This window comes from Sphingomonas hominis, assembly GCF_013328205.1.
Classification (GTDB): domain Bacteria; phylum Pseudomonadota; class Alphaproteobacteria; order Sphingomonadales; family Sphingomonadaceae; genus Sphingomonas; species Sphingomonas hominis.
Map to the genome: position 1 here is coordinate 137,893 of NZ_JABULH010000006.1, position 23,316 is coordinate 161,208.

Consider the following 23,316-nt stretch of genomic DNA (forward strand, 5'->3'; position numbering starts at 1 on the left):
GGGCTAGCTCGATCAGCCGCGCGCCGTGCCGGCGGTGAAGCGCGCGTAGACGTCGAGCACCGGTGCGGCGAGTTCGGGGCGGCAGATCAGCAGGTCGGGCAGATAGGTGTTCGCGCGATTGTAGACGAGCGGCGTGCCGTCGGCGCGGCTGACGTGAAGCCCGGCGGCGCGCGCCACCGCGGCGGGGGCGCAATTGTCCCACTCATATTGCCCGCCGGTGTGGAGGTAGATGTCGGCCTCGCCGCGCACCACCGCCATCGCCTTCGCGCCCGCCGACCCCATCGGGATTAGCTCGGCATCCAGCGCATCGGCAACCGCGAGCGCCTCAGGCGCAGGGCGTGAGCGGCTGACCAGCATCCTCGATCGCGCCGGCGCGTCGCACAGCGCGCGGGGGCGCGCCGAACACAGCGTCAGCGACACCGCGGGCAGCGCCACCGCGCCGACCTGCGGCTCACCGTCGATCGCGAGCGCGACGTGCACCGCCCAGTCATCGCGCCCCTCGCCATATTCGCGCGTGCCGTCGAGCGGGTCGACGATCCACACGCGCCGCGCCGACAGCCGCGCATCACTGTCGCGCTCCTCCTCCGACAGGATCGCGTCGTCCGGGCGATTGTGGCGCAGCGCCTCCATGATGAAGGTGTTGGCGACGCGGTCGCCCGCGCGGCCGAGCGCGGCGCCGGTGAACAGGCTCGAGACGCGCGCGGCGACCAGGATCGCGCCGGCGTGCTCGGCGATGTGGCGCGCGAGCGCGGCATCGTCCTCCAGCCCCGGCGGTGGTGCGATCGCTGCGAGCGCGAGCGGCGTGTCGCTCATGGTATCAGTCTGGCGACGATCGCGTCGGCAGCCTCGTCGGGCGTCAGGGCCCGCGTGTCGATGCGGATCTCGGGGGTTTCGGGCGGCTCGTACGGGCTGTCGATGCCGGTGAAGTTCTTGAGCTGGCCCGATCGCGCCTTGGCGTAGAGCCCTTTCACGTCGCGCGCTTCCGCGTCCGCGAGCGGCGTGTCGATATGGACCTCGATGAACTCGCCCGGCTTCATCATGGCGCGCACCATGTCACGTTCGGAGCGAAACGGCGAGATGAACGCGGTGATGACGATCAGCCCGGCGTCGGTCATCAGCTTCGCCACTTCGCCGACGCGGCGGATGTTCTCGACCCGGTCGGCGTCGGTGAAGCCGAGATCGCGGTTCAATCCGTGGCGCACGTTGTCGCCGTCGAGCAGAAAGGTGTGGCGGTTCATGCGCGCGAGCTTCTTCTCAACCAAATTGGCGATCGTCGACTTGCCCGCCCCCGACAGCCCGGTGAACCACAGCACGGCGGGCTGCTGGTTCTTGAGGCTCGCGTGATGCTCGCGCGAGGTATCGGTCGCCTGCCAGTGCACGTTCTGCGCGCGCCTGAGCGCGAAGTGGATCATGCCGGCGGCGACGGTCGCGTTGGTAAACTTGTCGATCAGCACGAAGCCGCCGAGCGTCTTGTTCGTGGTGCCATTTTCGCCAGCGTACGGCTCGAACACCAAAGGCCGGTCGGTGGAGAGGTTGGCGACGCCGATCGCGTTCAGCTCGAGCGTCTTGGCGGCGAGCCGCTCCATCGTGTTGACGTTGACCTGGTATTTCGGCGGCTGGATGCTCGCGGTGACGGTCTGGGTGCCAAGTTTCAGCCAGTAACCGCGGCCGGGCAGCAGCGCGTCGTCTGCCATCCAGACGATCGTCGCCTCGAACTGGTCGGCAGCCTCGGGCGGGGCGTCGGCGGCGGCGATCACGTCGCCGCGCGAGCAATCGATCTCATCGGCGAGCGTCAGCGTGACCGACTGGCCCGCGACCGCTTGGTCTTGGTCGCCGCCCTGCGTGACGATCCGCGCGATCGTGCTGGTGCGCCCTGAGGGCAGCACGCGCACCGCGTCGCCGGGCCGGACGGTACCCGCGGCGATCAGCCCGGAGAAGCCACGGAAGTCGAGGTTGGGGCGGTTGACCCATTGCACCGGCATCCGAAACGCCCGCGCGGCGTCGGCGTGCTGGTCGACCTCGACGCGGTCGAGATGCGCGATCAGCGTCGGCCCGGCGTACCAGGGCGTGTTCGCCGACGCGGCGGTCACGTTGTCGCCGCGGAAACCCGAGATCGGGATGGCGGTGAACTCCTTGATCCCGATCGAGGTGGCGAAGGCGCGGTAATCGGCGACGATCTCGGCGAAGCGCTGCTCGCTGTAATCGACCAGATCCATCTTGTTGACCGCGAGCACGACGTGACGGATGCCGACGAGGTGCGCGAGGTACGAGTGCCGCCGCGTCTGCGTCAGCACGCCCTTCCTCGCGTCGACCAGGATCACCGCCAGGTCGGCGGTCGACGCGCCGGTCACCATGTTGCGCGTGTACTGCTCGTGCCCCGGCGTGTCGGCGACGATGTACTTGCGCGCTTCCGTCGAGAAGAAGCGATAGGCGACGTCGATCGTGATCCCCTGCTCGCGCTCCGCCGCGAGGCCATCGACCAAGAGCGCGAAATCGATCTCCTGCCCTTGCGTGCCGACGCGCCTCGAATCCGCTTCGAGTGCGGCGAGCTGGTCCTCAAAGATCGTCCTGGAGTCGTACAGCAATCGCCCGATCAGCGTCGATTTGCCGTCGTCAACCGACCCGCAGGTGATGAAGCGCAGCAATGTCTTGTTCTGATGCCGGTCGAGATAGGCGTGGATGTCGTCGGCGATCAGCGCGTCGGGGGTGTAGGTAGCGCCGGCCCCTGCGCCGGCCCCGGTTTCGGTCATGGTCTCGGGCGGCATCAGAAATACCCCTCCTGCTTCTTCTTCTCCATGCTGGCGTCGCCTGCGTCGCGGTCGATCGCGCGGCCCTGCCGCTCGGAGGTGGTGGTGAGCAGCATCTCGCGGATCACGTCTGGCAAGGTCGCGGCCTCGCTCTCGACCGCGCCGGTCAGGGGGTAGCAGCCCAAGGTGCGGAACCGGATCGAGCGGGTGACCGGCTGCTCGCCGGGCAGAAGCCGGAAGCGATCGTCGTCGACCATCAAGAGCGTGCCGTCACGCTCGACGGTGGGGCGCGGCGCGGCGAAGTAGAGCGGGACGATCGGAATGTCCTCGGCGGCGATGTATTGCCAGATGTCGAGCTCGGTCCAGTTCGAGATCGGGAACACGCGGATGCTTTCGCCCTTGGCCTTCCGCGCATTGTAGAGGTTCCACAATTCGGGCCGTTGGTTCTTCGGGTCCCAACGGTGATTGGCGGAGCGGAACGAGAACACGCGTTCCTTCGCGCGGCTCTTCTCCTCGTCGCGGCGCGCGCCGCCGAACGCGGCGTCGAAGCCGTGGAGGTCGAGTGCCTGCTTGAGCCCTTCGGTTTTCCACAGATCGGTGTGGAGCGCGCCGTGGTCGAACGGGTTGATACCGCGCGCTTCCGCGTCGGGGTTGCGATGGACGAGCAATTCCATCCCGCTCTCGCGCGCCATGCGGTCGCGCATCGCGTACATGTCGCGAAACTTCCACGTCGTGTCGACGTGGAGCAGCGGGAACGGCGGCGGCGAGGGATAGAAGGCCTTGCGCGCGAGATGCAGCATGACGGCCGAATCCTTGCCGACCGAGTAGAGCATCACCGGGCGCTCACACTCCGCTACTACCTCGCGCATGATGTGGATCGCCTCTGCCTCGAGCCGGTCGAGATGGGTCAGTGTGCGCTGGTCGGGCGCCATTTGGTGTCCTCGTCTTGGGCACGGAAACCTGCGCGCCTCACGGGCGGTATATGCGGACGCGGCCGCGCGCTCGCGACAATGATCTGCTCGCGGGGTTGATAGCGCTGGTTTGGCGGCGGTAACTAACGCGACCTCGCGCGTTGGCGCATAGGAGGAGACGCGAGCATGTTCGTCGACAATCGCAACTGGCCCCCGCCTCCGCCGTGGCAGCCCGAGCGTCCAGTGCGGCGGCTGACCCCACGTCAGGCCCGAGTGATGCGCAACGTGGTCGTGTTCAACCTGCTCATGCTGATCTTCGGGCCGCTCGCGGGGGTGACGCTGCTCGACGCGGTTGCGGCGGCGCTGCGATGAGTTGGGCGATAAATGAGGCGGTGAACGTCCAGCCAGAGGACGTGCTCGACTTCTGGTTCAAGGAGGTCACGCCGGAGCAGCGTTTCGCAAAGGACGACGCGCTCGACCGTCGAATCGCCGAGCGGTTCGGCGACGCGCGCGTCGCGGTGCTGGCGAGCGGGGCGCAAGGGTGGCGCGACACGCCTGAGGCGCTGCTCGCCGCCATCATCCTGCTCGATCAGTTCTCGCGCAACATCCATCGTGGGAAAGCAGAGGCGTTCGCCGCCGACGACCTTGCGCGCGACCTGACGCTTGCGGCGATCGCGCGTGGGTGGGAGCCGCGCTACACACCCGAAGAGCGGCAGTTCCTCTACATGCCGCTGATGCACGCGGAGGACGCCGCGCTACAGGCGCTGTCGGTCGAGAAGTTCGAGGAACTGGGCGACGAGAAGGCGCTCGCCTTCGCGCGCGACCACCGCGACGTGCAGGCGCGCTACGGCCGCTTTCCGTCGCGCAACGCGGCGCTCGGGCGCGCGTCGTCGCCCGAGGAACAGGCCTATCTCAGCCAGCCAGACGCGGGATGGTGATGTGAAAGTGGCGGGGTGGTGGAGCTGAGGGGAATCGAACCCCTGACCTCTGCAGTGCGATTGCAGCGCTCTCCCATCTGAGCTACAGCCCCGCCCGGCCCGGCCACGAAGGACCGAGTGCTGCCACTAGCGGCGTTGCTCGCGCGGCGCAACAGGCTTTCGCATCCTGAACCTCTCACCAGCCGTCATCCCGGACTTGATCTGGGATCCCGCTGTTCCTTCGACGGTGCAAGAAAAGCGGGACTCCGGATCAGGTCCGGGGTGACGAGGTTACGAGCGTCCCAGCAGCACGCGCGCCTGCCCAGCGATCTGCGCGAGCATCGCGGCATTGGGTGCGGGCGCGTGGCGCGCGCGGTCGACCACCGCCTTGAACTGCCCGACGCGGGTCGCGTTCGCAGCGAGCCAGCGCTCCACTGCATCCTCGGGCGCACCGTTGGCGGTGCGGCCGAGGAAGTCGAGCCGGAGCTGCTGGAAATCGCGCGCGAGGCCCGCGATCAGCAACCGCTCCCACGGATCGCTCGACGTGATCCGCGCCGCGGTCGATTGCGCCCAGTCGAGCCCGAGCGCCTGCCCCAGATGCGTGAACGCGCGCGCGATCCGCGTCTCGTCGATCCCCGAGCGGCCGCCCAGGTCGGCGAGCCCGACCACACCGTCCAGCTCGAACAGGCGGACGACGCGGGTGACCAGATCGGCCGGCGCGCCCGCCGCCTCCAGCGTTGCGGCGATACGCCGGCTCTGCGCCTGCGCCTCGTCGAGCAGCAGGTCACGCGCCGCGGCGTCGAGGCGCGCGATCCCCTGCCCCAGCCGCTCGACCACCGCCGAGGGCATCGTGCCCGGCGCCTCGACGCGCAGCAGGTCGGCGACGTGCGAGCGCGTCGCGACCGCCACCTCGTCGAACAAGGCGTAGCGCGCCGCCTCGGGCATCGCGGTCTGCTCGATCTCGCGCCACAACTCGGCGAGGCCGAACTGGCGCTCGGCCACCACGAACATCGCCGCGATGTCGGACAACGCCGCGCCTTCTTCCTCCGCGACCTCGAACGGGTGGAGGATGCCGATCCGGTTGACGATACGGTTGGCGAGCTTGGTCGCGACGATCTCACCGCGGAGACGATGCTGGTCGATCGCGGCCGCGAACCGCTCCTGCATCGCGTGCGGGAAGGCGGCGTGGAGGTCGGGCAGCAGCGCGGGATCGTTGCCAAGTGCGCTTCCCTCGATCGCGTCCTGCAACGCGAGCTTGGCGGTGGCGAGCAGCACCGCGAGCTCGGGTCGCGTCAGCCCGCGCCCATCGACGCCGCGGCGCAGGAAGTCGACGTTGGAGGCGAGCCCCTCGACCTTGCGGTCGAGCCGCCCGGCTTCTTCGAACACTTCCATCACGCGGACGTAGCTCGGCACCGCCTGCGCGGCGTCGTTGCCCGATCCTTCGGCGATCGACAGTGCCAGCGTCTGGAGGCGATTATCCTCCAGCACCAAATGCGCGACGTCGTTGGTCATGCTGGCGAGCAGCGCGTTACGGTCCTCGTAGCCGAGCCGCCCCTCGGTCATCTCGCGGTTCAGCGCGATCTTGATGTTGACCTCATTGTCCGAGCAATCGACGCCGGCCGAATTGTCGATAAAGTCGGTATTGATGCGGCCCCCGCGCGCGGCAAAGGCGATGCGCGCCGCCTGCGTCACGCCCAGGTTCGCGCCCTCGCCGATCGCGATCGCGCGCAGTTCCTCGGCGTCGACGCGCTGGCGGTCGTTGGCGGGATCGCCGACGGTGGCGTTATTCTCCGCTGCGGCCTTTACGTAGGTGCCGATGCCGCCGAACCAGATCAGGTCGACCGGCGATTTGAGGATCGCGGCGATCAAGAGCGACGGCTCCATTTCGCCTGCGGGGATGTCGAGCGCGGCGGCGACTTGCGGCGTGATCGTGATCGACTTGGCCGCGCGGCTGTGGACGCCGCCGCCCGCCGACACGGGTGCGGAATAATCCGCCCATGACGAGCGCGGCAGCGCGAACATCCGCGCGCGCTCGTTCCAGCTCGTCTCTGGATCGGGGTCGGGATCGAGGAAGATGTGGCGGTGGTCGAACGCGGCGACGAGCTTGATCGCCTTGGACAAGAGCATGCCGTTGCCGAACACGTCGCCCGACATGTCGCCGCAGCCCACGACGCGGATGGGTTGGGTCTGCACATCCACCCCGCGCTCGGCAAAGTGGCGCTGGACCGATACCCACGCACCCTTGGCGGTAATGCCCATCGCCTTGTGGTCGTAGCCGACGCTGCCGCCACTGGCGAAGGCGTCGCCCAGCCAGAAGTCACGCTCGAGTGCCAGCGCGTTGGCGACGTCGCTGAACGTCGCAGTGCCCTTGTCGGCGGCGACGACGAAATACGGGTCCTCGTCGTCGCGGATCACGACGCCGTCAGGGTGGACAACGCCCGTGCCGACGATGTTGTCGGTGATCGACAGAAGCGTGCGGATGAAGATGCGATACGCCTCGGTCCCCTCCGCCAGCCACGCGTCGCGGTTCGACGGGGCGGGAAGCTGCTTGGCGTAGAAGCCGCCCTTCGCGCCCGTCGGCACGATCACCGCGTTCTTGACGCGCTGCGCCTTCATCAGCCCGAGGATCTCGGTGCGGAAATCGTCGCGGCGGTCCGACCAGCGCAGGCCGCCGCGTGCAACGGGGCCGGCGCGCAGGTGGATGCCCTCGACGCGCGGGGAATAGACCCACACCTCGCGCCACGGCAGCGGCTTGGGCAGGCCCGGCACGAGCGCGCTGTCGAGCTTGAACGCCAGCGCCTCATTGGCGGCGGGTGTGAAGGCGTTGGTGCGCAGCGTCGCGTCGATCACCGCGCGGAAGGCGCGCAGGATTCGGTCGTCGTCGATTCCCGTTACCGCGTCGAGCGCGCGCGCGATCTCGCCGTCGCTCTCGCCCGCGTCGCCGCTGAACGACGGATCGTGCAGCGCGTGGAACCGCGCGATCAGCGCGCGCGCGAGCCCGGCGTTGCGCGCCAGCGTCTCGACTACGGTCGACATCGTGTAGGTGAGCCCGGCCTGGCGCAGATACCGGTACCAGGCGCGGAACAGCACGGTTGCCTGCGGGGACAGCCCGGCGGCGACGACCAGGCTGTTGAACGCGTCATTCTCCGCGTGGCCGCGCAGCGCTGCGGCGATCGCGGTTTCGAGCACCTGCGGTTGGTGGTCGAACGCCGCGTCGGGCGCTTCTACGACGAAATCGTGGACGAAGGCATTGTCGACCTCACGCAACCGCGTCGGCAATTCACCCACCACGCGGAAGCCGAAATTCTCCAGCACCGGCACCGCGTCGGACAGCGCGAGCGCGCCGTTCAGCTTGTAGATCTTGAGCCGGTGATCCTCACCCGCGACCGTCGGGTAGAGGTGGACCTGGCGGTCGCCCTCACCGTCCAATTGCGACAAGCGCACGATGTCCTGCGCCGCCTCGTCGGCAGTAGACACGTTGCGGTAATTGGGCGGGAAGGCCGCCGCCCAGCGGAGTGCGAGGCGCGCGGCGCGCGGCGGCGGCATCCGCTCGGCCAGCGCCGCCTCGACATCGGGCACCCAGCCGCGCACCATGCGCGCCAGCCGCTGGTCGAGCGGATCGGCGTCGGGCACGCGCCCGCCCTCGCGCAGGTCGAGCGTGAAACGCAGCAGTGCGATCACCTGATCCTCCAGGCTGATCGACCAGTTGATGACGCGCCCGCCCGCCGCCTCGGCCAGCATGTCGCCGATCGCGACACGACGCGCGGTGGTCACGTCGTCGCGCGGCAGCCACACGAACGCGAACAGGTGACGCGCGAGCGGCGAGCGCACCAGCACCAGCTTGGGCCGCGGCCGATCGGCGAGGCTCATCGCGGTGAGCGCGAGCTGTTCCACCGCCGCCGGTTCGACCGCGGTGAGCAGATCGTGCGGCAAGGAGGCGAGCGCGTGCATCAACGCCTTGCCGGTGTGGCCCGCGGGATCGAAGCCGAACTTGCTCTCGAACTCCGCCAACCGCTGGCGCAGCACCGGCACGCTGCGCGGCGGTGCGTTGAGCGCGGCCGAAGTCCATAGCCCGGCGGTGATCGACAAGCCGGTGACGCGTCCGGCCTGCATAACGGGCACGACCAGCAGGTCGAGCGGCACGCGGCGATGGACAGGCGAGATCAGGCTCGATTTCAGCAGCAGCGGCGCCTTGTTGCCCGCCTGGAACCACTCCACCGCCAAATGGCGCGAGCGATCGGCGAGGAACGGCACGCCGTGCTCGTTACGCATGATGCCGAGCGCGCCGGCAAGATCGTCACCGTTCGCGACGCTCCAGCGCTGATGGCCCAGCAGCGTGAAGTGACGATCGAGGAACCAGCGCAGCAGGCTCGCACCCTCCGCGTCGCCGCCGGTGTCGTCGAGCGTGCCGGCGTCGTGGGCGAGCGCGGCCTGCATCGCGCGCCAGTCGCGCGTCGCCGCGCGCACGTCGGACAGGACCGAGGCGAGTTCCTCGACCAACTCGCGCCGGTCGCGCGCGTCGGCGCGGTCCATCTCGATGTAGATCATCGACTCGCGTGCACCGTCGGCGGCGTCGATCGCGGTCAGCGTGCCGTCCGCGTCGCGCGCGACCTGGACGACGGGGTGGATGATCCGCTCGATCGCGATATCGCGCGCGCCGATCGTGCCGGCGATCGAATCGACCAGGAACGGCATGTCGTCGTTGACGATCGCGACGCGCATCTGGCGCGGGCCGCCGTCGCCGGGCAGCGGCTCAAGCGCGATCGCAGGGCTGCCGGGCGCGCGCGTCGCGCCGGTTGCGATCAGGAATTCGGCGGCGCTCGCCTGCTCTTGCTGCGAGAAATCATGCAGCTCATCGGGCAGTGCGCCCTGCGTGAGACGCGCCGCCAACGTGTCCGACAGTATCATCTGAAACTTCCTCGCCATGACCGCGGCTATGCGCCCGTCGGGGTCCTAGCTCAACCCCCGCGGCGTTGCCGTGACAGGAGCGCGGCGGGCTTGAGGATGGTTGCGTGACGGGCAGCTGCAGTGGCTGCACCCGTCATTCTCGGCCTTGTTGCGGGAGAAGAAAGAGGGATCATGCCGCTCTACAGACTCCCTCGATCCTGCAATGCGCATCAACGGTATGCGTGCGCGATGCAGCCTAAGCGCCGCGCCGCCACGCCGAGCCTGGCCAGTACGATGCTTTGTTCGGAGGAGTTGAGCCAGCGGCGGCCGAACTCGCGTCGCCTTGAGGAGACGCACACCTCGATCGCTGCTCGCGCAACGCGGCTACGCTCCCCTAAGCTAGTCGCGCCAGCACGCGCCGTGACAAGGCAGGATCGGCGGTCGCACCGACGATGTCGATCTTCCCCGTCGCGGTCGCGCGGCCGAGCAGGACCACGGGCTCGCCCGCATCAACCTCGACCATGTCAACCGTCACCTGCGCAACCGCGCTGCGATCGGCGAGCGGCACACCCGTACGGCGCGACGCGGCGCGGCGGCGCATCGCGCGCTCCTCCGCCATCATGCCGCGGATGCCGCCGGGCATCGCCTCGATCAATCGCGCCAGTCCGCCTTCGGGCACGTCGCGGCGGCGCGCGTAGGACAGGATCGCGCTGGCCTCCGCCACCTCGCCCGCGTGGCGCGGCGCTTGGTCGTCGGCGGTGCCGAACACGAGTTTGGCGATCGCACCCAGCGGCGCGCGCGCGCGCGCGGTGACGCCCGCGGCGGCAAGCAGCTCGGCATATTCCTGCGGGGCGCGTTCGGCCGCGCGGGCGAAATCGTGCGCGCGCCCGAGCGCGCGATAGTGCGCGGCGCGGCTGCGCGCGTCGGCGGTGCGGGCGGCGGCCGCGCTCTCCCGCGCGAGCGCCAGCCGCTCGGGCAGGTCAGTTTCATCACCGGCGAGCAGCGCGGGCGCCGCGCTCGGACCGTCTGCCCATACCGGCGACAGATCGGCGGCGCGCGGGGCTGCGCGCACCGCGCCCGCCAGTTCGGCGTCAAGCCGCGCCTGCGCCTCGCTGCTGACCATCTCCTTCCAATTGATGACGCCGTAGATGAAGTCGATCGCCTCGCCGTCGGAGGAGAAGGGCATCAGGATGCCGCGATAAAAGGTGTTGTGCCCGCGGATGCCGACGAACTCGGCCTCGAACCCGACCGGCGCGCGATTGGCGATGATCTGCAGGTAATGATCGGTCAGGCGCGACAGGAGCGAGCGCGGCGGCACCTGCGCGATGTTGGTGATCGACTGGTCGACGCCGCATTCGGCGCGCAGCGCGACGCCCAGGAACTGGATCGACGGATCCTCCAGCCCGTTGCCGAAATCGAGCAGCACGCTGTGCGGGCCGAAATCGGCGATCCGCGCGGGATCGATGTCGGCGATCGTCGGGAACGGTCGATCGCGCAGCAGCGACACCCAGTGATTATAGGCGCGCACGTGCATGCGCCGCTCGTCGCTGCCGATCTTGATCTGCGGCTCGCCGACGCCGCTCTCGGTCGGATCATTGTCCTGCCGGAAGCCCTCCGAACCATCATTGCCGCGCACGCTGTCCATAACCCGTTCTTTCCCGACGCAATCGCGAACAACCGTTGCGACCCGTTCGCCCACGCACATGCACCGCGCGGCGTAAACGCGGCGTAAACCCTGGCGCGACCGGCCGTGCGATCCGCCCTTCTTCTCGCAACGATCCCGCTTGCCACCCCCGCCCCCGCCTGCTAAGCGCCTCGCCTCGCCTCGAAGTGGGCGCACCAGGCCGCCTTAGCTCAGCTGGTAGAGCATCGCATTCGTAATGCGGGGGTCACAGGTTCGAGTCCTGTAGGCGGCACCATCCTTCTTAGGCGCTTTCACAAGGAAAGCGGCGTCGCCCGAGGCTAGCGGCCTTTGGCTTGGAAACTCGGGTCGGTCTTAGCTGGTACGGGCAACCAAGGAGTTGCCGCGCTACGCCGAGCCGACGGCGATGCAGATAGCAGAAACCAAGCTGCACCAGCGGTTGTACAGCACGACCGAGCCGATGTTTGGAACCACAACGCGCCCTTTTGTGGCAGTACGCGCCTCATGCTCGCGCGTTGTCATCAAAGGCGGTCGACAACGCGCGGCAGCGCTACTTCACGGTGAACGAGGCGGCTCGGCTGGTCGCGGCGGTATCGCGAAAGGGGAAGCTGTTGGCAATCCTGCAGCGGCTGCTCGCCGATATGCAGATATCGGAGTTGCTGGCTGCGCGGCAGGCGAACGTTGAGTTCGACTTCCCGTGCGCTGTTCGTGCCGACCTTGAGGCGGAGCATAACGCTACGTGCCTCTAGCATAGGCGACTTTGGACGTGCTCTCGGCGCTGCAGCTAGGCGAGTTCCTGTTCCTCCAACCCGAGAGCCTCATCAAGGCACCTGACCACGATCAAGCACGGCCAGTACACGGTCCGGGACGCCGGTCTGCCCGATGTGCGCATACACAACGAGCGCCACTCCGCGGTGTCGTTCAAGGCAAACTCGAGCGCCGATCTGTTAGCAATCGGCAAGGTGCTAAGGCACGGAAACGTTGCAAGCACCGCGCTACAGCCACCTCGCCAACGGCACGCTGCTCGCCGCCGTCCAGGCGGATGCGGCGAAGCAGGACGCAGCCTTCACCGCCTCTCCGCCCCGCGCGTCCGCCTCACGGCTGGTTTGCGGGGCGGAGGTCACCCTACGAGGTTCTTCAACCAGCAACGTACATGAGTGCCGACGTGCGGCGCCAAGTCGCGTGCCCGAACGAACATCATCGCACGGGCACGCGCTTGATTAGGAAAGACCGACGCGCAAGGTCGCGTTCGGATTGTTGGTGCCGTTCGGGAAGAAGCCGCCGCCGGTCCGGTTGGCGCCAGTGGCGTTCAGGTACACGATGTTATGCACCTGCTGACTGTTGCGGCTGTAGGCGAGACCGTTGACGTTGGCGGGAACAAGGTTGGCGGCGTTGCCGGAGCCGACGAGGCCCTGATCGTCGTCCGAGCCGATACCGCGCACGTCGTCGTTGGCCGGAGTGCCGTCTAGCAAGTCACGTGCGTCCGAGATCTTGGTTGTCGCAGTGATGAGCGACGAGGCTGCCATGCCCTTCGCGTAGAGCACCGTGCGCACGATGCCGGCGTGGTACGCCTCAGCAGCAAGGATGCCGGCGGCTGCTTCGAGGTAGGTCTTGTTGGTCAGCAGCGGCGCCGCGCCCTTGTACGCGGTTACGCCCACGTCCTCGAAGATGAAGGCTCCCAGCAGGAAGTTCTCCGGCGAGGAGTAGGGATTGAACGTCTCGTTCCCGCCGATCACCCCGGCCGCGCGTGCCGCGGCAGTGAACGCACCATTCGCGCCACCATCGATGTTGATGTTCGGCATCGCGACGGCGGCGGAGCCGAGTGCGGCGCGTAGGAACGCGACGTGCGCAGCCTCGTCAGCGGCGATCTCTCGCGCGTAAGCACCGACCACCGGATCGCCGGTGAAATCGACCCGAGCGCCGCCGGTGACCGTGCCACCTGCCGCGCCCGATCCGCTCGCGATCATCGCCTCAGACAGACCGGTTCCGTTGACGGCGTAAAGGTAGAACTGTGCTTCGAGGTATTCCAGGTTGAGCGCGAGGTTGAGCACGTCGTTGTCCGTGACGGCGGCAGACGTGGGCGTAGGTGTCGGGCTAGGTGCCGGTGCCGGTGCCGGTGCCGGCGTGAAGTCGTTGTCTTCGCCGCATGCAGAGAGCAGTGACGCGCCGCCCAGCAGCACGACACCGCCGCCGGCCGCTTTCAGGAAGCCGCGGCGTGCGGCGCGGCGAGCATCGGCGGCCGCGAGGATTTCGATGGCTTTACGGGGATCGATCATCGGTAAAGGTCCTTGGTAGCGTCAAACAGGATCAGCGGGGACACACCGGTCAGGTGGTCGACCTGATGTTTCCGGTGACGCCATTGGGGAAGAAGCCGCCCATCGTGGCGGTGCCCGCGTTCAGGTAGACGATGTTGAGCACCTGACCGGGCGTGCGGCTGAAGGCGAGACCGTTGCTGTTGAGCGGCGACAGATTGGCGGTCAGCGTGCTGCCGCTCCCGCTTGGTGCAATCCCCTGATCGTCCTTGGGCCCGATGCCGCGCACCTGATCCTCGGTCGGGTTGCCGTCGAGCATGTCGCGTGCGGCGGATATCTTCTCAGTTGCGTCGATCAGCCCCTGCACGCCCTTGCTGTACAGCGTCGTGCGCACGATTGCGGCGTGATAGGCTTCAACGGCCAGGATGCCGGCGGCGGCCTCCAGGAACGTCTTGTTGCTGAGCAGCGGCGCGGCACCCTTGTAAGCGGTGACGCCAACGTCCTCGAAGATGAATGCGCCCAGCAGAAAGTCCGTCGGCGAGGCGTAAGGGTTGAACACGCCGTTCGAGCCGACAACGCCTGCCGCACGTGCCGCGGCGGTAAACGCGCCGTTCGCATCCCCGCTGATGTTGATGTTCGGCATCGCCACCGCGGCGGAGCCCAGCGCGGTGCGCAGAAATGCCACATGTGCCTGCTCGTCCGCGGCGATCTCGCGCGCGTAGGCGCCAACCAGCGGATCACCCGAGAAATCCACCCTCGCGCCGCCAGTGACGGTGCCACCGGCCGTTCCACTGCCGCTGGACGTCAGGTTGGCTGCGAGGCCGCTGCCGTTGACGGCATAAAGATAGAACTGCGCTTCAAGGTACTCGAGATTAAGCGCGAAGTTGAGCACGTCGCTGTCGGTCACGCTGGTCTGCGCGAGCGCGGGATCGGCGTAGGCGAACGCGCCACCGGCGGCAGCGACGCCGAGTGCCGCGGTGAAGAAGGCGCGGCGGTCCGAGCGGCGCCGTGCGCGGCCGTCGAATGTCTCGATCAGTTGATCCTGTTCGGCTCGATCGTCTTGCATCGTCACTCGGCACCTCCCAGCCCCGCGGCAAGGCAGCACGAAATGCCTTTCATCGCGCGGGCATTCGGAGCTACGGAGTAACCTGGAGCAAGGATGCAGGCGCGATCACAAAAAGTGCCACATGACAAACCAGAAGCTATGCGCCGTCGCCTGGCATTGACCGCTGCCCTGACGCAGAGCGGGAACGGTGATCGGCAGGCATTTCGTCTCGTCTACGACATGACCGCGGCGAAGCTTTTCGGCGTCTGCCTTCGTATCTGTGGTGAGCGACAGGCGGCCGAGGACGTGTTGCAGGAAGTCTACCTGATCATTTGGAAGCGCGCTTCGGCCTACGAGCCGGCACGAGGTAATCCGATTACCTGGTTGTGCACCATCGCCCGCAACCGCGCGCTCGATTCGCACCGGTCGTCCCCGCCGCGTGGCGGGAATGCGGATGGGGAGAGCGACGGTGCAGCCGCAGCCGCCGTAAGCGACGACCGGCCGCTCGCCGATTACCTGCTGCTGGCCGAGGAGGAGCACGGCAAGCTCCGGCACTGCCTCGACGATCTCGACGATCGCCCACGTGCCGCGATACATGCCGCTTTTACCGACGGTCTGACTTACGCCGACGTGGCCGCACGATCCGCGGTTCCATTACCGACAATGAAGAGCCTGATTCGTCGCGCGTTGCTCCGGTTGCGGGAGTGCATGCGCGATGACGGATGAGGATCGCATGATCGCCGCCGAGTTGGCGATCGGTCTACTCGCTGGCGAAGAGCAAGCGCAGGCGCGTAACCGTGCCGCCTCTGAGCCAGCGTTCGCACGTGAGGTTGAATGGTGGCAGGAGCGCCTGGCTCCGCTGCTGGCACAGACCCGCGACGTGCCACCACCATCCTACTTGCGCGAGCGCATCATCGCACGATTGGACGTGCCGATGGTGGAACCGCGACGTTCTTCTCACAGGTGGCGGTGGGCAGGACTGGGCGGCGCGATCGGTGCGTTGGCGGCATCGATCGCTACGTTCCTGCTGACTCCCGGCATGCAGATACCGGGGTCCGAGCAGCCCGTGCCCGTGACGCGACCTAGCAAGGTACTTGTCGCCTCGCTGACGTGGTCGAAGGGAGCCGCGAGGCAGAACCCTATCGCCGTTCTCGATCCCGTTGACGGTACGCTCCGATTATCCTCTGCCGTCGACGTGGCAAAGGACAAGGTGGGTCAACTCTGGCGCATCCCGGTGGGCGGGAAACCCGTATCACTTGGGCTGGTCCCGACCGTTGTGGGCCGTCGTTTGCTACTCACGCCGGCAGTGACGCCTGTTCAAGGCGAGACACTAGCGGTCTCGGTTGAACCTGTTGGTGGGTCACCGACTGGGCAACCGACAGGTCCGGTGATCCTCACCGGCACGTTGAGCACCGTATAGCATGTGACGAGCTCACTGCTTGAAGGGTGAGCCAAGGTCGGTAGCTCCGCCACAGGCACGGTGCTCGGTTACGCCAACGTCGCCCGCACGGCTCGTTAACGACACGCTGCTCGCCGCCATTGAGGCAGGTGCGAAGAAGCAGGCGGCCGCCTGCCCCTCCCCCGGCTCCACGCGCTGAACCCACGGCTGGTTCGCGAGGTGGAAAACACCTTAATTATCTCCGGCGGAGCTGTGTGTTCTGGCAGAAAGCGGATGTTACGGGTCTGAAGGGAGCGCCTCTGCAAGCGCGCTGTTCAGCCCCCTCCCAGCAACGCCTACGCAGAACCTGGCAAGGTCATTGCACCCTGGTTGCACCTGCCGTTTTGTGAAAGTGTCAGGCTCGCCTTGCAGTAAAGCTCGCACCAACATCACCAGCCGCAATCCGTGACATCATTCACGATCCAGCCCCAGCGCCGTTCGATCCGCGGTTGCGGCGGCCAATTCGGCTCGGGCGGCTGCAATGCGGGCTTGTGCGTCGACCAGCCGCACGCGCGCGTCGGTTGCCGTTTCCTCACGCTGGTTGACGAGAAAAAAGTCGCTTGAACCCAGCTCGAAGCGCCGCCGCTCGGCAGCGGCGAGACGTTCCGCCAATTGCCGCTCCTGCTCGGCGATCGTTGCAAGGCGCTCTGCGGCACCCACGCCGATGTTGATCCCCTCGACCTCGGTCGCGATTTGATCTTGCAGGTAACGGTTGCGGGCCTCCAAGGCGCTGATCTCCGCCTGCGCTTCGGCGACGCGCCCGCGCGCGGCACGATTTTGCAGCGGGACCGAGAAGCGAACCCCGGCGACTCCTTCGAGCGGCGTCCGCGAAGGACCGCCCAGCCCTTCCTCGCCCACGTCCTTTCCCAACTCGCCACGCACGTCGAGCCGCGGGCGAAGCTCGTTGCGGGCGAGCGCGAGACGCGCGACGCCTTGATCGATCCGCGATAGAAGCACCTGCAAGTCGGGCCGACGTTGCGCAAAGCCGGCGCGTGCCGCGGTTGTCACACCGGCGAGCACACCCGCGTCGGTGGGCAAGCGCTCGGGCCCGACCCGCACGGGAACACCCTGAGCGTCACGATAGTAGAAGGACAGCGCGTTCGTTGCTGCCTGGTAATCCCCTTCCGCTCGGGCAACGAGTGCCTGGCGGCGCACGAGATTTTGATCGTTCTCGGCGAGCAGGATATCGGGCCGGGCACCCAATTGGACGAGACGCGCCAGACCTCCGCGTCGGTTCTCCGATAGGGTGAGCAGATCACGATAGGCGCGCAGCCGCAGGCCTGCGGCGACCCAGGTCTGATAAGCGTCGATCGCGCGCCGCTGTACGCCGATCGCCACGGCTTCGCGCTCGAACCTGGCGATATCGATGTCGCCCGCCGCGAGGGAGCGCCTGGTTCGACGCTCGTCAACCAATCGGTCGCGCAGCAGCGAGAACAATCCGCCGACTTTGAACTCGCCGAGGCGGTTGGTGTAATTCTCGTCTTCGTAGATCGGGAAGCTTCCGCGACTGACGCGGTAACCACCGTATAGATAACCGCCATTGCCCCCCAGCGGCCGCGTCGCTCGGCCGGCAACGATGGTGCCGTCATAGTAACCAAGGGTGCGACTGCGTCCGTCGACCTCGAACACCGTGTCGAATGCTCCCGCGGCGGTCAGGGCGCGCCCTTCCGCCGCACGTTCGCGCGCCAGCGCCTCGATGATCTGCGGCGCGGTGCGCGCGGACGAGCGCAAGACCTCGGCGAGGGTCAACATTCCTTCGGTCGGCTGACTCGGCGTGACGACGGTGTTTTGCTGATCAGGCGATGCGGCGACGCGCTCGGGCGCGGCCAGCAGCAGGGTAAAGATCAGGGCGCCGATCATTTGGGCTTGCCCGCCTTTGCCGCGATCTTGTTGTCGTCCTCTGCTTTCCCGCCTGTTTTATCCACTGATCCGGCAGGCTGACCGAATTCGAGCGGGAAGTCGTTCAACTGGCGCCAAAGCTCATAGCCGACCGAGACCGTCTGCCCTTGCACCCATCCGCGCACCTTGCCGCCGAGCCGAACGAAGCTGCGGGCCGGCCACGCGGGCTTCCCCGGTGCGGGTTCGACGAGAACGCGGAACAGACCCTGCGCGTTGGCGGTCGCGTCAATCGTCCTGATGCGACCGTCGAAGAAACCGTAAGCGACCGACGGCCAGCCGCTGAACTGGATCGCGGGCCAACCCTCGAACTCGAGCCGCACTGGCCCACCAGGGCGTAGCAGCGGCACGTCGCGACCATCGATCATCAATTCCACCGCCCGCTCGATCCGTTCGGGCGCGATCGTGGCCAGCGGCGTGCCGGCCGTGACCAAGGCACCACCGGCCGCAGCATTGAGGTTCTGGATCCGCCCATCGCGCGGCGCTCGCACCAATTGCGCGGATTGCCGCTTCACTTGAACATCGATCCGGTTCAGCTTCGCTCGCGACTCAGCGAGCTTGGCTGCTGCATCAGCGACCTTGATCTGCGACTGCTCGTAATCGCGCCGCGACGCGAGACCTTCGGCGAACAACTGTCGATTACGATCGACGTCGATCCCGGCGACGCGTTGTGACTGCGTGACCGCAGCGATCTCCGCCTCGATCTGGCCGCGTTCGGCCGCCAGGCGGGTCAGCAGATCAGGGTCGAGATCGACGACACGCGCGATCGGCGCACCGCGTTCGACGTGCTGGCCGTCATGAACGAACCAGCGTTCGACCCGCCCCGGAACCAGCGCCGTTACATCCTGCGCGCGATCCTCCGGATCGAGTGCCACAACTTGGCCTTGGCCCTGTGCCGTCTGCAACCAGGGCACGAGAAACAGCACGGCGAGGGCGGCGCCGATGCCGATCGTCACCAGCCACGCGACCGCCACGCCGACGCGCGGAGGACGAAGGGAGGCAAGCGTGCGGAAATGGGCGCTAGGTTCACGCTGCTTGGACATCGCCGAGCCCCTGCTTCATCGCCTGTTGGAGATCGGCAAGCGTGCCAAATCGATGCTGGCTGGTCATCCCGAGGTAGAGATATCCGTCGAGTTGCACGTCCTGCGGACGCCCAGTGCTCAACAGCACTGTTGTACCCAGTTGTTTGAACGATCCGAGCGTGCTGACCAGTCGGTCGGATGGCAATAGATCGAATAGCTGACCAAGGATCAGCACGCGGGGGCGAATCAGCATCGCGTTGGCGAGCTTGAGCGCCATGATCTCGCCGACGCTCAGCGGATAGCCCGACGAGGCCAACAACGTGTCCAGACCTTGAGGCAGGCGGGCGATCGTGCGCTCCAAGCCGACGGCGGCAAGTGCTTCCATCGCCGCTCCAGCGCTGTCGCCAGAGGCGAGCCGCAGATAGTCGCGGATCGTCACCTCAACGATCGTCGGGCGATCGACCACCAAAACGTCGGAGCGCAGATGATACATGTCGAGCGCCCCCAAATCGGCACCCCCGATCCTGATCAGGCCGCGCTCGGGCGGAGAATGGCGTTTCAGGAGCAGCGCCAGGCGGTGTTCGACGCCAGGTTCGGCGACGGTAACCAACTGCTCGCCCGCGGCGATGGACAAATCGAAGCGCGCGTCTTCTGCAACGACGCCGGTCAGGGTCACCGCCCCATCGCGCGGCCCGCCGTCACCTGTTACCCGTGGCTCCTGCGGGATGGCGAACAGCAGCGACAGTTCCTCGGCGCTCGCCACGAGATCGTAGAAGGTGTCGAGATACCAGCCGAGCTGCGAGATGCCGTAGAAGACCCCCGACAGGATCAGTTCGGCGGCGACGAGCTGCCCGAGCGACAGCTGGCCGCGAAGGATCAAGGTGCCGCCGAGCAGGAGGAGTGCAGCCCCCGCGAATGCGTAGATCAGCAGAAAGGCGATCGTCTGCGCGAATTGATAGCGGAAATATTGCCGGTGGGAGCGCACGTAGGAGGCCGTCATCTCCTCCGACCGATCCATCGCGAAATCAACGTGTCGCGCGGATTTGTAGAAGCCGTTCGAGCCACCGACGCTCTCGAGCCAGCCTGCGGCATTATGCTTGGCATGGCTGAGCGCGACCGCGCCAGTGATCGCCCCGCGTCGCCATACCAGCCATACGAGCAGCACCGCGCCCACCAGCACGATGTTGAAGGCGAGAAAGAATGGGTGGTAGAAGCTGGTGATCACCAGACCGACGGCCGCTTGCAGAACGATCGTGAACCCGCCGATGACCAGGCTTGGCACCGCTTTCTGCACCACGACCAGATCGAAATACCGATTAAACAAGTCGCTGCGGTTTGCGTCACCGAAGAAGGGATTTTGCGCGTGAACGGCCCGAATGGTCACCTCGGCCACCACGCGTGCGAACACGCGGCGCTCGAAGGCTGCCATGATCCAAACGCGCAACGCGCTCAACGCAGCGACCATGAGCAGCAGCAGCAGCAGCACGCCCGACAACGCCCATAGCGGGGCTGGCATCGCCGTGTTTGCCACGCTGTTGATCAGTAGCTGGACCGAGATAGGCGTCGCCAGCGCCAAGAGGCTGATCGCCGCCGTATATACCATGCCCAGCCGGATATAGGCGGCGTCGGGCCCGATGATCTGCATCAGCCATGCTGCCGCGTGACGAAACCCCGACCGCTGCGTAGTCACCAGTTCCCCCGTTCCAATGCTGGCGCGCCGTTACTCAACTGCACCCGCATGGTGCAACAGGTACACACAACATCACATTGCAGCCAATTAGAAGCGTGTCAGGAAATTTGCCGGTACCGAACGACTAGTGTTCGCACCGCATCAGAAAGCGTAAGTGCTTATGTCGCAACGTGACAGATCGGGCCAGTCGTATCCGGGTTAAGCGCCAACAATGCTGTCCTTATCGTATTACAACGGTTCCAAGCGGTAATGGCGTTCAGCTGAACCATCCTCTCGGCTTCATGTGCAGCCTGTTTATTTTCGCACCTAGTCAGATTCGACTTGCACTCAAATGTTCGCAAATAGGTGAAAACAGACGGTAGTTGAGCCTCGTGAGTTGTTGGAAAGCGCCCTGACCGGCTTAAAGAATAAGCACTTCAAATCTGCCCCCAACTGCATAGAAGTTGGCGCATGGAACTGATCTTCGTGAAGCGCAGCGGTAAGATCGACGATCTCACCATCGTCCGCGAGGCTGGCGGGCGGGAAACCATTTCTTGCCCGAAGCAGGGCATCATACCGCATGAGATGGTGCATTACGCCGTAGAGAGCGTGCTCGCGCACCGAGGGTTCTTGTCGCTCGTCAAAGACGGCAAGCCGGCAGAGTTCGGGACTGAAGGCGGGGACAGCGAAGAGGCAATCGAGCGACTGGTGGAGGTGTTTCAAGCCGAACTTTGGGGTGGTCGTGTTCCAGCCGCGGACTTGGTCGCCACTTACGAGCATGCCTGCGAAGCTCGCGGGCACAGCGTTGCCGCGATCTCGCACGCGGATGTCGGGACAATCCGGCACCGCTTGAATGAGCTTAGCCGCCAGTGGTCGGCTGTCGCCGTCAACGAAGATTTGAAGCTCCGCTTCTGAACCGCACTCATAGGCGCAATGTCTTGAGTTGTTGGCAAGCCAGCATATCGTGTTTTGGTAGGAGCGGACGTTGCGGCAAGCCTTTTGCTTCGCCATCATGTAGCCGTGTCGCGCACCTCTCTAACTTGGGCTCTCCCGCTGGTGGCGATCTTTTCGGGTGCAATCAAGCTTCTCGTACCTACAATGCCGCTTGCGCGACGCCGTTGCCGAATTGGAAGACGGACCTGCGTGCCGCGTAGCACAGTTAACACTGACGCCGCCCGCAGCGCCGGTGAGGACGGCTGCGGACGGCTGTGCGACTTAGTACGTGGACGCGCGTGCCTGTGAGGCGTTGTGTCCGCCATTGCGGTAGAGGATGTCCTGCGCACTCTGACCGTTGATGTCGCCACCGCCAACAGTGACGACCACGCCACCATCCTTCATGCGGCCGCTGTAGTAGCTGGCGTCTTCGTCACCGACGCCGTGCTTCGTCAGCACTTCGTTGAACGTGCCGGTCAACGCACCCAGGCCAGCGCCGATCGCCATGGCTTCAGGAACGGCCGATGCAGCAATGGCACCAGCAGCAGCAAGAGGGCCGACCCCCGGGATCGCAAGGGCCGCAACACCCAAGCCGGCACCCAGTGCGCCGCCTCCAAGAATGCCCCGTAGGACATTGCGATGATGCTCGTCGGTGATCTCGCCCTCGCCGGAGGTAGCCGTCGTGGTGCCGCCATGATGAGCAATGATCGAGAGGTCGGTGTCCCGTACACCCGAGGATCGAAGTTCCGAGACCGCGCGCTCTGCTTCTGCGTGGGTGTCGAAAATAGCCGATGCATGAACCATGATTTTCCCTCTCTCAAACACACCGCTTTCAAACGGCTGCGATGAAACAGGTAAATACGCTGCTCGTTCCCGCCACTCCAATAACAAGAGTTGCGCCATGTTAAGACTAAAGGGCGCTTTAAACCCGTTATGAGCTATTCTAATCTAGAGTGATAACCGAGGTAAAAGTGAGATAACTGCCGGTCACCTAAGTTAGCCGACCCACCAATAAGCCGAATCAAGAGCTGGGATGATCAGCGATACCCTCTGAGCTGTCTGCCGGTTTCCAGATCGTCGCAACACCTGCCTACGTACTCGCGGCAACTCGTGAGGATATCCACTGGTCAGCGGAGTGTGGCTGATCACTAAGATTGGAAGAACAAAGGCTGGAAAGCCAGCTGGCGCCCGAGCTGCCCCATTCGCTTGCAAGAAGAGTAGCGCCTCGCTTACGCGTGCTTACGCCCTCCTATCGCCCGTAACGAGCATCAACGCTCTTAGCGAGGTCTTCAAGGTCTCGCGCAAGGTCAAGCATGGCCGAGGAAGTGGCCAAGCGCGCTTGGTCAGCGGGCGACACCTCGGCCGGCTTGCCGATCCGAGAGCGTACCATCTTCGCCACGTGGCGCAGCGTGACGGGATCGCCGACCGGTGGAGCTACGGGCTGCGGGGAAGGAGCCTTGTGCCGCAGCTCCCCTCGCCCTTTCGAGAACCCACGTAGCCACGCGGTGCGGCAGGCAAATTGAAGTTCGCTGTTGTGGACGTAGGGGCAATCGACTGCAGACGCTTCGCAGTCGTGACCAGCACGCCGCCCCTCTTCCCGCGCAGCGCGCACAGCAAGCTCACGATCCTCGTTGGCGTGCGGGGCATCAGCGGGGACATGTGGCAACATGTGCGATCTCGGAAACCTAAGCGTTTTGTCCTACCGAACCTGCAATGCCGCGAGGTGATCGCACATTCAATCGCGCTTGAAGCGCGCGTACCGCGCATGAACTAGGCGCAGGTCTCGTTTCTCGGTTCACAGCGACAGCTCGCGCCAAGCTGCCCGTTCGTTCAGTGTCAGAGCGCCTGAATTGGGTACGCACTTCGCAAGCCCATGCCACGAGGTGTCACCACCGCTGACGAGCTGTTGAAGCGCTTCAAGAATGTACTGGCCTGGAGAAAGCATCGGCGGTTGACG

General features: G+C 66.1%; 18 protein-coding genes and 2 tRNA genes. 6 read left to right on the top strand and 14 right to left on the bottom strand.

The features are described 5' to 3' along the window. Positions 1 to 12: 12 nt before the first annotated feature. From HRV97_RS14070 to cysD, 3 genes are read right to left on the bottom strand one after another with little or no spacing between them, the layout of a single operon-like run. A complete protein-coding gene (locus HRV97_RS14070; protein ID WP_174194908.1) occupies positions 13 to 813 on the bottom strand; it encodes a 3'(2'),5'-bisphosphate nucleotidase CysQ in 801 nt (266 codons plus the stop codon). Then, entirely contained in the window at positions 810 to 2,765 is a 1,956-nt protein-coding gene (cysN, locus tag HRV97_RS14075; RefSeq protein WP_425505783.1) for a sulfate adenylyltransferase subunit CysN, read from the bottom strand. Before cysN ends, HRV97_RS14070 begins: the two co-directional genes overlap by 4 nt. Continuing rightward, a complete protein-coding gene (cysD, locus tag HRV97_RS14080) occupies positions 2,765 to 3,679 on the bottom strand; it encodes a sulfate adenylyltransferase subunit CysD (protein ID WP_174194909.1) in 915 nt (304 codons plus the stop codon). Before cysD ends, cysN begins: the two co-directional genes overlap by 1 nt. 165 nt (positions 3,680 to 3,844) lie before the next feature. Here cysD and HRV97_RS14085 point away from each other — a divergent pair, with 165 nt between their 5' ends. Beyond that, on the top strand, positions 3,845 to 4,030 hold the full coding sequence (locus HRV97_RS14085) for a hypothetical protein (protein WP_174194910.1): 186 nt from the start codon (positions 3,845 to 3,847) through the stop codon (positions 4,028 to 4,030). Continuing rightward, positions 4,027 to 4,596, top strand: a complete 570-nt coding sequence (locus HRV97_RS14090) for a DUF924 family protein (protein WP_174194911.1) — start codon at positions 4,027 to 4,029, stop codon at positions 4,594 to 4,596. Before HRV97_RS14085 ends, HRV97_RS14090 begins: the two co-directional genes overlap by 4 nt. Before the next feature lie 16 nt (positions 4,597 to 4,612). On the opposite strand, the gene HRV97_RS14095 is transcribed toward HRV97_RS14090, so the two are convergent. The 3 genes from HRV97_RS14095 to HRV97_RS14105 form a co-directional block, all read right to left on the bottom strand. Continuing rightward, a tRNA-Ala gene (locus tag HRV97_RS14095) sits at positions 4,613 to 4,688 on the bottom strand. 178 nt (positions 4,689 to 4,866) lie between these two features. After that, positions 4,867 to 9,501 carry an NAD-glutamate dehydrogenase gene (locus tag HRV97_RS14100; RefSeq protein WP_174194912.1) on the bottom strand — a complete coding sequence of 1,545 codons (4,635 nt, stop codon included), beginning with the start codon at positions 9,499 to 9,501 and terminating at the stop codon, positions 4,867 to 4,869. 355 nt (positions 9,502 to 9,856) lie between these two features. After that, positions 9,857 to 11,107, bottom strand: a complete 1,251-nt coding sequence (locus HRV97_RS14105) for a PAS domain-containing protein (RefSeq protein WP_174194913.1) — start codon at positions 11,105 to 11,107, stop codon at positions 9,857 to 9,859. 198 nt (positions 11,108 to 11,305) lie between these two features. On the opposite strand from HRV97_RS14105, the gene HRV97_RS14110 reads away from it, so the two are divergent. Further along, positions 11,306 to 11,381, top strand: a tRNA-Thr gene (locus HRV97_RS14110). A gap of 244 nt (positions 11,382 to 11,625) precedes the next feature. Here HRV97_RS14110 and HRV97_RS14115 read toward each other — a convergent pair. The 3 genes from HRV97_RS14115 to HRV97_RS14125 form a co-directional block, all read right to left on the bottom strand. Further along, positions 11,626 to 11,835 carry a hypothetical protein gene (locus HRV97_RS14115; RefSeq protein ID WP_174194914.1) on the bottom strand — a complete coding sequence of 70 codons (210 nt, stop codon included), beginning with the start codon at positions 11,833 to 11,835 and terminating at the stop codon, positions 11,626 to 11,628. Between the two features lie 489 nt (positions 11,836 to 12,324). Beyond that, complete coding sequence (locus tag HRV97_RS14120; protein ID WP_174194915.1) at positions 12,325 to 13,380, bottom strand: ferritin-like domain-containing protein; 1,056 nt, start codon at positions 13,378 to 13,380, stop codon at positions 12,325 to 12,327. A gap of 49 nt (positions 13,381 to 13,429) precedes the next feature. Then, positions 13,430 to 14,422: a ferritin-like domain-containing protein gene (locus HRV97_RS14125; protein ID WP_174194916.1), complete on the bottom strand. Its 993-nt coding sequence runs from the start codon at positions 14,420 to 14,422 to the stop codon at positions 13,430 to 13,432. A gap of 138 nt (positions 14,423 to 14,560) precedes the next feature. Here HRV97_RS14125 and HRV97_RS14130 point away from each other — a divergent pair, with 138 nt between their 5' ends. Both HRV97_RS14130 and HRV97_RS14135 read left to right on the top strand, forming a co-directional pair. After that, the gene (locus HRV97_RS14130) at positions 14,561 to 15,127 is read left to right on the top strand and encodes a sigma-70 family RNA polymerase sigma factor (protein WP_246248746.1); all 567 of its coding nucleotides are present in this window, start codon (positions 14,561 to 14,563) and stop codon (positions 15,125 to 15,127) included. 7 nt (positions 15,128 to 15,134) lie between these two features. Then, the gene (locus tag HRV97_RS14135) at positions 15,135 to 15,821 is read left to right on the top strand and encodes an anti-sigma factor (RefSeq protein WP_174194918.1); all 687 of its coding nucleotides are present in this window, start codon (positions 15,135 to 15,137) and stop codon (positions 15,819 to 15,821) included. 429 nt (positions 15,822 to 16,250) lie between these two features. Here HRV97_RS14135 and HRV97_RS14140 read toward each other — a convergent pair whose 3' ends face one another. Genes HRV97_RS14140 through HRV97_RS14150 form a run of 3 tightly spaced genes read right to left on the bottom strand, consistent with a single transcriptional unit; the run spans position 16,251 to position 20,402 of the window. Further along, a complete protein-coding gene (locus HRV97_RS14140) occupies positions 16,251 to 17,699 on the bottom strand; it encodes a TolC family protein (RefSeq protein WP_174194919.1) in 1,449 nt (482 codons plus the stop codon). Beyond that, positions 17,696 to 18,778: an efflux RND transporter periplasmic adaptor subunit gene (locus tag HRV97_RS14145; RefSeq protein ID WP_174194920.1), complete on the bottom strand. Its 1,083-nt coding sequence runs from the start codon at positions 18,776 to 18,778 to the stop codon at positions 17,696 to 17,698. Before HRV97_RS14145 ends, HRV97_RS14140 begins: the two co-directional genes overlap by 4 nt. After that, positions 18,762 to 20,402 carry an ATP-binding cassette domain-containing protein gene (locus tag HRV97_RS14150; protein ID WP_223176862.1) on the bottom strand — a complete coding sequence of 547 codons (1,641 nt, stop codon included), beginning with the start codon at positions 20,400 to 20,402 and terminating at the stop codon, positions 18,762 to 18,764. Before HRV97_RS14150 ends, HRV97_RS14145 begins: the two co-directional genes overlap by 17 nt. Before the next feature lie 495 nt (positions 20,403 to 20,897). Between HRV97_RS14150 and HRV97_RS14155 the strand changes: the two genes are divergently transcribed. Beyond that, positions 20,898 to 21,341 (top strand): hypothetical protein, encoded by a 444-nt coding sequence (locus HRV97_RS14155; protein ID WP_174194922.1) that lies wholly within the window; start codon positions 20,898 to 20,900, stop codon positions 21,339 to 21,341. A gap of 300 nt (positions 21,342 to 21,641) precedes the next feature. Here the strand turns inward: HRV97_RS14155 and HRV97_RS14160 are convergent, their stop codons facing one another. Together HRV97_RS14160 and HRV97_RS17865 are read right to left on the bottom strand one after the other, a co-directional pair. Then, on the bottom strand, positions 21,642 to 22,262 hold the full coding sequence (locus tag HRV97_RS14160) for a hypothetical protein (protein WP_174194923.1): 621 nt from the start codon (positions 22,260 to 22,262) through the stop codon (positions 21,642 to 21,644). Positions 22,263 to 22,608: 346 nt separating this feature from the next. Further along, positions 22,609 to 23,028: an Rmf/CrpP family protein gene (locus HRV97_RS17865; RefSeq protein WP_425505785.1), complete on the bottom strand. Its 420-nt coding sequence runs from the start codon at positions 23,026 to 23,028 to the stop codon at positions 22,609 to 22,611. Positions 23,029 to 23,316: the final 288 nt, after the last annotated feature.